Annotated in this window: 9 protein-coding genes; 3 read left to right on the top strand and 6 right to left on the bottom strand. The window is 65.2% G+C overall.

Translation table 11 applies throughout. The features are described from left to right. Window positions 1-71: 71 nt before the first annotated feature. Together TSH20_RS33825 and TSH20_RS33820 are read right to left on the bottom strand one after the other, a co-directional pair. Window positions 72-779, bottom strand: a complete 708-nt coding sequence (locus TSH20_RS33825) for an NAD-dependent epimerase/dehydratase family protein (RefSeq protein WP_109157114.1) — start codon at window positions 777-779, stop codon at window positions 72-74. Window positions 780-784: 5 nt separating this feature from the next. Further along, entirely contained in the window at window positions 785-1,435 is a 651-nt protein-coding gene (locus TSH20_RS33820) for an ABC transporter substrate-binding protein (RefSeq protein WP_247871576.1), read from the bottom strand. 515 nt (window positions 1,436-1,950) lie between these two features. On the opposite strand from TSH20_RS33820, the gene TSH20_RS33815 reads away from it, so the two are divergent. Both TSH20_RS33815 and TSH20_RS33810 read left to right on the top strand, forming a co-directional pair. Further along, entirely contained in the window at window positions 1,951-3,084 is a 1,134-nt protein-coding gene (locus TSH20_RS33815; RefSeq protein WP_109157115.1) for a sulfotransferase, read from the top strand. Continuing rightward, window positions 3,081-4,211, top strand: a complete 1,131-nt coding sequence (locus TSH20_RS33810; protein WP_247871577.1) for a hypothetical protein — start codon at window positions 3,081-3,083, stop codon at window positions 4,209-4,211. Before TSH20_RS33815 ends, TSH20_RS33810 begins: the two co-directional genes overlap by 4 nt. On the opposite strand, the gene TSH20_RS33805 is transcribed toward TSH20_RS33810, so the two are convergent. After that, the gene (locus tag TSH20_RS33805) at window positions 4,108-6,744 is read right to left on the bottom strand and encodes an MMPL family transporter (protein ID WP_247871578.1); all 2,637 of its coding nucleotides are present in this window, start codon (window positions 6,742-6,744) and stop codon (window positions 4,108-4,110) included. The genes TSH20_RS33810 and TSH20_RS33805 overlap by 104 nt on opposite strands. 287 nt (window positions 6,745-7,031) lie before the next feature. On the opposite strand from TSH20_RS33805, the gene TSH20_RS36270 reads away from it, so the two are divergent. Further along, window positions 7,032-7,160 carry a hypothetical protein gene (locus tag TSH20_RS36270; protein ID WP_282183600.1) on the top strand — a complete coding sequence of 43 codons (129 nt, stop codon included), beginning with the start codon at window positions 7,032-7,034 and terminating at the stop codon, window positions 7,158-7,160. 219 nt (window positions 7,161-7,379) lie between these two features. Here the strand turns inward: TSH20_RS36270 and hpnH are convergent, their stop codons facing one another. From hpnH to TSH20_RS33780, 3 genes are all read right to left on the bottom strand, one after another. Further along, window positions 7,380-8,396, bottom strand: a complete 1,017-nt coding sequence (hpnH, locus tag TSH20_RS33790) for an adenosyl-hopene transferase HpnH (protein WP_109157119.1) — start codon at window positions 8,394-8,396, stop codon at window positions 7,380-7,382. A gap of 27 nt (window positions 8,397-8,423) precedes the next feature. After that, complete coding sequence (gene ispH / locus TSH20_RS33785) at window positions 8,424-9,374, bottom strand: 4-hydroxy-3-methylbut-2-enyl diphosphate reductase (RefSeq protein ID WP_109157120.1); 951 nt, start codon at window positions 9,372-9,374, stop codon at window positions 8,424-8,426. Between the two features lie 54 nt (window positions 9,375-9,428). Next, window positions 9,429-9,754, bottom strand: a 326-nt coding sequence (locus TSH20_RS33780; protein WP_282183599.1) for a transketolase C-terminal domain-containing protein, incomplete at its 5' end; no start/stop codon positions are given.

Raw genomic sequence — 9,754 nt, 5'->3', positions numbered from 1 at the left:
CCGACACCGAAGCAAATCCATAGCCCTTCAAACCATCTGGGGATTTTTCGACCGACCGTTCTGGGGAAGCTTCATTCGGCCTTTACATCGGGAAGCGTCAGATTTTGTCCGCCAAGGATATAGCGCTCGCCCACCACGCCGCGTTCGGCCGCCAGAATCATGCCGTCGGCGACATCGCGGACATCCACCAGGTTGAGGTTACAGTTCAGGATCAAGCGCGGCCCGCCATCCAGGAACAGACGCAACATGGCGGTCGGCGGTGTCGGTGTGTGGTCGCCGGGACCGATTGGTGCGGTCGGATTGACGATCACGACAGGCATTCGCTCGGCCGCCGCCAAGGCTTCTCTTTCGGCCAGATATTTCGAGCGGCAATAGGGACCGGCCATCGCCTCATGCCCAGGGTGGGAGCCATCGTTATCCGGCCTCCCGTGGTTCAGCACGCTCTCTGTCGAGCAATGGATGAACCGGCGCACGCCAGCCTCCATCGCGGCCGCGAGCACGATCCGTGTGCCGCCATGGTTGACCGCGTCGAACACGGACGGATCGCGATGCCAGAGCTGTGCCATTGCAGCAAGATGGAAGACTTGCCTGACCCCGTCGCAGGCTTCCGCCACCGCTTCGTGGTCCAGCACCGAGCCGTGCAGAAAGGTGACATTGGGCCGGGTCGTGCGGGGAGGGGCCGTGTCCAGGATCCGCACGTGCTCGCCACGGTCCACCAGAGCCGCGACGAGATGGCTGCCGATGAAGCCGCTGCCACCGGTAACGAGCGACGGCGCCATGCCGGTCAGCTCCGGTTGAGCAGCTGTTCGGCTTTGGCGTTCAGATCGCGCGTCAAACCCTGGAGCCCACCGTTGCGCAGGGATGACTGGAAATCCGCACGTTGTGACGCGATCTGGCTGATGGTGCCCTTGGCAAGCACGTCGAGGATCTTCCAACCGCTTCCCTCCTGCCGCAGCACATAGGTGAGGCGCACAGGAGATTTGCCGGGCTTTCTCAGATCGGTATCCACCAGCATCGTGCCGCGCGTTCCCGGCCGCTCTCCGACAATGTCGATGGTCTGCCCCTCGTAGCTGTTGAAGCGATCGACATACTGGGCGGCGCTTCGCCGGGTGAACGCATCAAGTGCTTGATGCTGTTCCGCCTCGGTGGCCTTGTCGAAATAAGGTGCCGCTACCACGCGCAATGCAGTGTCCAGATCGAAGATCTCCTGCATGAGGGGAAGGAAGCGTTGCAGCCGGCTGCGTGCCGGCTCGTGCCCACCGCTCTTCATCAGATCAAGAAGCGCTTGGTTCAGCCGGGCTATCGGGGCGGCGACCGGAGACGCGACCTCGGCCGGTGCCGGGCAAGGAACAAACAACAGCACCGATAACGCTAGAAGCGCCAGTACGGCAAAGCAGCGCGCCGGCATCGACGCTCCAACCAGGGGCATTCCCATTTGATCTGGTTCCCTCCTCCTGGGTCAGGACGCTTCTGCAAGCCGGCAACATGCCGGGATTTGCATGCCGCGCTTTTCAAGGCGCGAAGAGGATTATGCGCCTCTCCGTCCAACTTGGCGTGGAGACAAGAAGAGCTACCCGTAAACACCAAAAAGCAGTTTGGCAACATTAGCACAGCTTCATGGGGATTTGCGATCTAATAGGAATCAAGCGCTGGCTTCCAATATATCTATTGTGTGAAGGCAGCAACGGATTGGAAGTCGGTGGATTGCAGAGTTACCTCTCCATCGATCTGCTCTAGAACCAAGCTCACCAGATTTTCATCAAGTCGATGGCGAGAAAGCAATTTGCCATTCTGGTGCTGTGGATTCTGGAGAGAGACTGGGCGTGGAGGAACAGGTTCTTACCATCGAAGGTCTTTCGGAATCGAGGGGTATCCGACCTTCTGGATGATGTGCGGACAGCAGCAAACACGCATAGCATTCGTCAGCGTGCAGCAAAGGGAGACTTCCCCATGAGCCGCGAACCGAACTGCTGGCGGGACTGGCTTCCAAGTGCCAACCATCCGCTCTACGGCTGCGATGCATTGACGCTTTTTAAGGTGGTCGTGGACAATGGCGGCGTGGATGCGCGCCATGTTCCGACGCTTGCCGCAGTGTTCGCGTCTGCCCTGCTGCGGGCACCGTTCTCGTTGGCGGAGCGGGCTTGGGTGGCTTGGAGGCTCCGACGTCTCGGTCCGATGCCGGCGCCGGTTTTCATCCTGGGCCATTGGCGCAGCGGTACCACGCACCTCTACAATCTGCTGAGCCGCGATCCGCAATTCGGGTTCATCTCGCCGGTGGCCGTGGGGCTGCCGTGGGACATGATGGGGCTCGGTTCCGTGCTGCGCCCCGTTTTGGAACGGGCCCTGCCGGATCGCCGCTACATCGACAATGTCGCTGTTCGGCCCGACTCGCCGCAGGAGGACGAGATCGCGTTGGCGAACATGTCGCCGCTGTCCTTCTATCATGGGCTCTACTTTCCAAGGCATTTCGGCAGGAACCTGCAACGCGGCCTTTACCACGAAGGCTGTACGGCGGCGGAGACGGAGGGCTGGCGCCGCCGCTTCGTTCATCTGCTGGAGAAAGTGTCACTTGCCCAGGGCGGGCGGCGCCTTCTGATCAAGAATCCCGTCTACAGTGCCCGCGTCGCCATGCTGCGGGAAATCTGGCCCGACGCACACTTCATCCACATCCACCGCGACCCGCGGGCGGTGTTCGTGTCCACGGTGCATTTCTACCGCACGCTGCTGGACAAGCTGGCGCTCCAGCCCTACGGCCACATCGATGTGGAGCAGGTGGTTCTCGACCACTATCCCCGGATCATGCAGGCGTTGCTGGATGATACTGCCGACCTGCCGCCCGACCGTTTCGTCGAGGTGGCGTTCGAGAGGTTCGAGCGCGAACCGTTGGCGGAAGCGGAGCGCATCTACCGCAGGCTCAATCTTCCAGGCTATTCGGCAGCCGAGCCGCGCTTCAAAGCCTATCTGGGCGAGGTGCGCGGCTACGCCAAGAACGAACACCGGCTGTCCGAGGCCGGACGGGAGCGGGTGGAGCGTCGGTGGAGTCCCTTCATCGACCGCTGGGGTGCGCCGGCGGTCACACCATGATCCGTCCGCTAGTGATCGGGCTGATGGTGCTTGTGGGATTGAAGGAACTGGCTTTCGCGGATTGTCGGGCGGTGGCGGTCACGGCGGGTGGCCGGCCGGTGTTCGGCATCGAGGACTTGGTGGTGGATCAGGCTCTCGGGCGGGCGGTCCTTTCCACTCACGACCGGCGGGCGGTTTCGGAGAAGGCCGGCGGAGGGCTGTTCCTGCTCTCTTTGGCGGCACTCGCCGGGGAGCGGGCCGAAGCCGTTGAGTTGAGCGCCGGCTTTCATCCGGACGGTGGATTCCGGCCGCATGGCATGGACCTGCGGGTGGAGACGGACGGAAGCCGTTCCGTGCTGGCGATCAACCGGCGCTGGACCGGCGACACGGTGGTCGAGCGCTTCTCCCTCTCCGGTGACGACCTGCGCCATCTGGGTACGGTGGAAAGTCCGTTTCTGTGCCGTGCCAACGACGTGGCGTTCCTGGAGACCGGCCGCTTCCTCTTCACCAGCGACCATGGCGGCTGCGGCGGGATGGCGGCCGGCCTGGAGAATATCCTGAACCTTCGCCACGGTTTCGTCGGCCTCGTGGACGAGGGGCGGGTGCGGATGCTGGCGACGGGGATCGGCTTTGCCAACGGCCTGCTGCCGGATGTCGCCGCCGACCGCCTGTTCGTCGCGGCAACGCGGGAGGATGCTGTGCTCGTCTACCGGCTGTCGGCACTGTTGGCGGGTGACGGTGCGGCCGTGCCGGAACGGATCGCCGTCCCCGGCGGACCCGACAATCTGAGCCGCGCGGTCGGCGGAGCGTTGGAGGGCCGAGTGCTGGCCGCGGTGCATCCGTCGTTGCTCGCGCTGGCCCTGCACCGCTTCGGGCATCGCATCGGCCTGACGGACATGACGGCCACGCCGACACGCATCGTTGCGCTCGGGGCGGACGGGGCAGGGCAAGTCGGGGTGGGCCGAACCAGGGCCGAGGTGGTCGTCGAGGATGACGGGCGGCGCCTGCCGGGCGCCACCGTGGCGGCCGCTTGGCGCGGCGGGCTCATCGCCGGGTCGGCGACGTCGGATCGGCTGCTGGTGTGTGGCGATGAACCCAGCGGTGCCATCCGATCATCAGGCTGGGCAGCACCAGCAGTGCCGAGATAATTGTGAACAGGATGGCGATGGCCAGCAGCATGCCCATGCTGGACAGGCCCCGATGGCTGGAAATCGCAAGGGTGGCAAATGCCGTGCTGGTGGTCAGCGTGCTGACCAGCACGGCAAGGGGCGTGCTGGTGACCAGCAGCTCAATCCCATAATTGGTCCCGTGTGTTCCGCTCCGCTCCAACTCCTGCCCGCGTGCCACCATGTGGATGCTGCTCGACACGCCCAACGCGAACAGCAGCGGCAGGACGATGACGTTGGCGAAGTTGAAGGGGATGTCCAGCAGGCCCGCCACCGCCATGGTCCACAGCGCCGCGATGACGAGCGGGACCAGGATCAGCACCATGCCCGACAGGCTCCGCTGCACCGCCAGCAGCACCAGCGCCATCAGCACGAGCGTCAGTGCCGTCGCCTCCGCGAAGGCGCGCAGAACGATCCGCCCGGCCTGGGTTACCGTCACCGGTGCTCCCGTGGCGTGTGGCGCCACCGCCAGCACGGCGTTGGCGAAGCGCGCCATATCGCGGCTATCGGAAATATCGTGGGTGGGCAGCGCCTCGACTCGCGCCTGCCCATCCGGTGCGATCCAACGGCGGCGGATGGAGTCCGGCACATCCTGAGCGGTCACCGGTCGCTCCACATCCAGCCCCTCCCGCAGCCGGCCCAGCAGCGGCGGGATGCCGCCGGTCAGCGCGCGGTCGAGTTCCGTTAACCCCTCTTCCCCGCCGGATGAGACGCGTTCGAGCGCTTCGGCGAAGCGCTGCGCCGCCGCTCGGGCTTCCGGATTGCCGGTGTCGCCCTGCGCGAACCGGGCGAGATCGTTGCGCAGCGTCGCCACGGCTTCGGCACGGTCGGCGGGGGAGAGTGCAGCGACTTCCGCAGGCGAGGTGAGGCTCGGCCCCAGAAGCAGGGCCATGTCCGCGATGATGGGCAGCTTGGCATCCTGTTCCTTGGGAATGAAGCTGGCGAATGTGCGCGCCCCGCTGACCTGCTCGTTGTCGCGCAGCTGGTCGGCGATAGCCTGGGCCGAGGCCAAGTCCGACTGCAGGATGTTGACCGAGTAGGGGGAGGTTCTTGGCACTTCAGCCAGCTCGCGGTAGGTGCGCACCGCTTCGGTGCGCCGGTCTTGCAGGTTCAGCGGATTCACGTCGAGCCGGACCAGCGGCAGGGCGGCGAGCGAAGCCAGCGCGGTGAACGCGGTGACCCCCAGCAGCGCGCTGTTGTGCCGGGTCATCCAGGTGGCGTAGGCGCGGTCCTCGCGCTCCACCCGCACCACGCCGGGGCCGGGGGGCATGAGGATGAACAGAGCCGGCAGCAGCGTCAGGCTGATGAACAGCGCCACCACCATGCCGAGCGCCGAGATCACCCCGAACTCGGCCAGCCCCATATACTCGGTCGGCACAAAGGACAGGAAGCCGATGATGGCGCACAGCGTGCTGAGCGACAGCGGCCCGCCGACGCTCCGCGCGGCCTCCAGAACAGCGGCCGGCGGGGGATGGCCGCGGCGCCGCTCCTCCTGGTAGCGCAAGCCGAGATGGCTGCCGAAATCGTCGCCCAGCCCGAAGAAGATCACCGCGCAGGTCACCGAGATTAGGTTGAGCCGCCCCACCACCGCCGCCGCCAGCCCGGCGCTCAGTGTCAGACCGATCATCAGCGTGATCATCATGGCCGCGATCATCCGCCATGAGCGCATCCCAACGGTCAAAACCGCCGTGACCAGGATGAAGGACAGGATGGTGGCGATGCCCGCCGTATCGGCCACCGTGTCCAACTCCGTCTGGCGGAGCACGATGGCACCGGTCACGCGGGCGTCCACCCCGCTCCCCTCCGGTTCTCCCTTCAAGGCATCGATGGCACGGCGCACCGCGTCCACCGCCGGCCGGCCACGCCCGAACGCCGTATCGGCCAACACCGCCTGCGCAGTGACGAAGCGCCGGTCGCCGAACCGCTCGTCGTCGTTCAGTTTGACCAGCCCGGTCCATGAAACCGGCTCCGGCCGGCCTGAGGTCACGCTGTCCGTCGCGTCGGCAAGCCGGCCGAGAAGGTCCGACAGGGTGGCCGGCGCATCCTCGCCCGCGTGCTCTAGGACAAGGCCGAACATGCTCGCCAGTCCGCGCAGGTTGGGGGCTTCGTTCAATGTGCCCAGCGCCGCCTGTGCCCCGGCGAGGCGCGTCGCCAGATCCTGGAGGATCAGCGGGTCCAGGAACAGCAGTCCGTAGCGTCGGAAATAGGGATCGGCCGAGGGCACCTCCACATCGGCCAGGGACTCCGGGTGTTCGCGCATCAGTTCGGCCAAGCGGGTCGCCGCCGCATCGGATTGGTCCGATGAAGGGGAATCGACCACGACGACGATCTGATCATCGGCGAAGGGAAACGCCCGCCGGTAGGCTTCCGCGTCACGCCGGAAGGGAGCCTCGGGCGAGATCATGTCGGTGGTGCTGGTGTTGATGCGCAGCCCTTCCACCGAATACCAGCCGGCCAAGCCGGCCAGCAGCAGGTTCAGGACAACGGTGGTGATGGGCCAGCGGCACGCCGCCACGCTCCAGGACTCTAAAAAGGCTCTAGCAAGCTCTGTCAGCCGTCGCAGAGTAGAATGGGGCACGTGGGCGCTACCTGTCGTTGGACAACGCGGAGCGGGATTGAATCGGTCGGCAAATTGATCCCGATTATTCCTTGGCGAACTTTTGGAAGCCGATGGGGAAGTGTAGCATTCGGTATCCATGTGCGGTGTGGCCGACTGTGGCCGAGGGGTGGTACCCAATGCGCGTGGCGATAATTTTGGTCATTATTCTGTCTGCCACATTTGCGGATGCCGCTGATGTCCTGGTGAGCGTGCGCAGCGTGGCGGATGACCGTGGCGAGATCGTCGTCGGCATCTGCTCCGCGGACATGTTCATCGGCGGCACCTGCGCCTTCGCGGCACGGCACCGGCCCGACCGGGAGCTGTATCGGTGAGGGTGCCCGGCGTCATGCCGGGAACCTATGCGGTGCGTGCCTGCCACGACCAGAACGGAAACCACCGCATCGACCGCAATCTGTTGGGCAATCCCCCTGGAGGGCTATGGCTTTGGAAACGACGCGCGCGTCATGCTTGCCCCGCCAAGCTTCGCCGATGCCTCGATCACGGTGGGCGAGGGCGGGGCGGAGACGGGATTGACGCTACGCTATTGACGGTCATGGGGAGGCGCCGGGGCCGCTGAGTGCGATGCGGGCCAGCTTCAGCGGATGTGCCAGCGCGTCGGCGACCGCCGTCGGTTCATAGCCGCAATGGGCCATGCAGTTGGCGCATTTTTCATGATTGCCGGTGCCGTAGCGGTCCCAATCGGTCTCCTCCATCAACTCCCGGAACGAGGCGGCGTAGCCCTCGCCCAACAGATAGCAGGGGCGCTGCCAGCCGAAGATGTTCCGCGTCGGCGTGCCCCAGGGCGAGCAGCGGTAGGGCTGGTTGCCGGCCAGAAAGTCCAGGTACAGTATCGAATGGTTGAGCGGCCAGCGCTTTCCGCGACCCAGGAGGAACACGGCGCGGAACAGCTTGTGCGTCCGGCTGCGGTTCAGAAAATGCTCCTGGTCGGGTGCATGCTCATAGGCATAGCCGGGTGCGATGGTCACGCCCTCGACCCCCAGCGTCTTCAGCCAGTCGAGGAAGGCGGCGGTCTGTTCCGGCTTGCTGTCGTCGAACAATGTGGTGTTGACCCCGACGCGGAAGCCACGCGCCTTGGCCGCGGCGATGGCGGTCAGGGCGCGATCGAACACGCCGGGCTGGCAGACCGCCTTGTCATGCTGCGGGCGGAAGCCGTCCAGGTGAACGGAGAAGGTCAGATAACGGCTGGGCTCGAAAAGGTCGAGTTTCTTCTCCAGCAACAGTGCGTTGGTGCACAGATACACATATTTGCGCCGCGCCACGATTCCGGCGACGATGGTGCCGATGTTCTTGTGCAGCAACGGCTCCCCGCCGGGGATGGACACGACTGGTGCGCCGCATTCATCGACGGCGTCCAAACACTGCTGGACGCTCAGCCGGCGTTTCAGGACGGTGTCCGGGTAATCGATCTTGCCGCAGCCGGCGCAGGCGAGGTTGCATTGGAACAGGGGCTCCAGCATCAACACCAGCGGATAGCGCGTCCGGCCGGCCAGGCGTTGCCTGAGGACATAGCTGGCGACGGAAAGCTGTTGGTGAAGGGGAACCGGCATCACTTACTCCCGCTGATGGGCAGTGGCTCAGGCGACGCGGTCGGGATCCAACTCCGACGGAAGGCGGAAGCGGACATTTTCGACGACACCGCTCAGCGTCTCCAGGCGGATCGGCCGCAAGCTCGCAAGGTAATCGACCACCCCCGACACCAGCACTTCGGGAGCCGAGGCCCCGGCGGTGATGCCGATGGACGAAGCCCCGTCGAACCAGGCGCTGTCGATCGCGCCGGCGTCGGCGATCAGGTGGCAGGGCTTGCCCATCTCTGCTCCGATCTCCCGCAATCGGTTGGAGTTGGAGCTGTTGGCGGCGCCGACGACCAGCACAACGTCGACACGCTGCGCCAACTCGCGCACCGCCACCTGTCGGTTCTGCGTCGCGTAGCAGATGTCGTTGACCTGTGGGCCGACGATGCGCGGGAAGCGTGCGACAAGCGCCTTGATGATCTCGCGGGTGTCGTCGACACTGAGGGTGGTCTGCGTCACATAGGCGATACGGTCGGGATCGCGTGGTTGGAAGCCCATAACGTCGGCGACCGAGGAGACGAGGTGAACGGTTCCGTCGATCTGTCCGATCGTCCCATCCACCTCCGCGTGCCCCTTGTGACCGATAAGGACGACATCGAATCCGTTCGTGGCATAACGCCGGCCCTCACGGTGTACCTTGGTCACCAGCGGGCAGGTGGCGTCGATCACGTGCAGATCCCGCTCCCGCGCCAAGCTCTCCACCGCCATGGAAACGCCATGTGCGCTGAAGATGGTCACGGCACCGCTGGGGATTTCATCCACCTCATCGACGAACCGGGCGCCGCGCGTGCTCAGGCTCTCCACCACATGCCTGTTGTGCACGATCTCGTGCCGCACATAGACCGGTGGGCCATAGAGCGCGAGTGCGCGTTCGACGATGTCGATCGCCCGCTCCACTCCGGCGCAAAAGCCCCTCGGCTGGGCAAGAACGACGCGTATCGGCCATTCGCTCATGACGCCCCTCACAGCAATGACACCTTTCGGAACGGCCTGCCGGTCTGCCTCCGGTCAGCCCCCGACGACAAGGCAGGGAGCCGAGGCATCCGTCGTGATACCCAACGCGGCAACCGCCGTGGCAACGATGGATCCGGTCGTCAAGCCGGCTTCCGTGTACTGCATCGCCGGCGAGTCCTGCGGAAGGAAACGGTCCGGCAGCACCATCGGACGAACCTTCAGGCCCTTGTCGAGCAGCCCGGCCGTCGCCAGGAATTGCAGCACGAAGCTGCCGAACCCGCCGACCGATCCCTCCTCGATGGTGATCAGCACCTCGTGCTCCAGCGCGAGCCGGCGGACCAGATCCTCGTCCAGCGGCTTGGCGAAGCGGGCGTCGGCCA

Origin of the sequence: Azospirillum sp. TSH20 (assembly GCF_003115935.1) — a bacterium.
Taxonomy (GTDB): domain Bacteria; phylum Pseudomonadota; class Alphaproteobacteria; order Azospirillales; family Azospirillaceae; genus Azospirillum.
The sequence above is the reverse complement of the archived record's forward strand: the minus strand, read 5'-3'. Positions and strand labels throughout refer to the sequence as shown.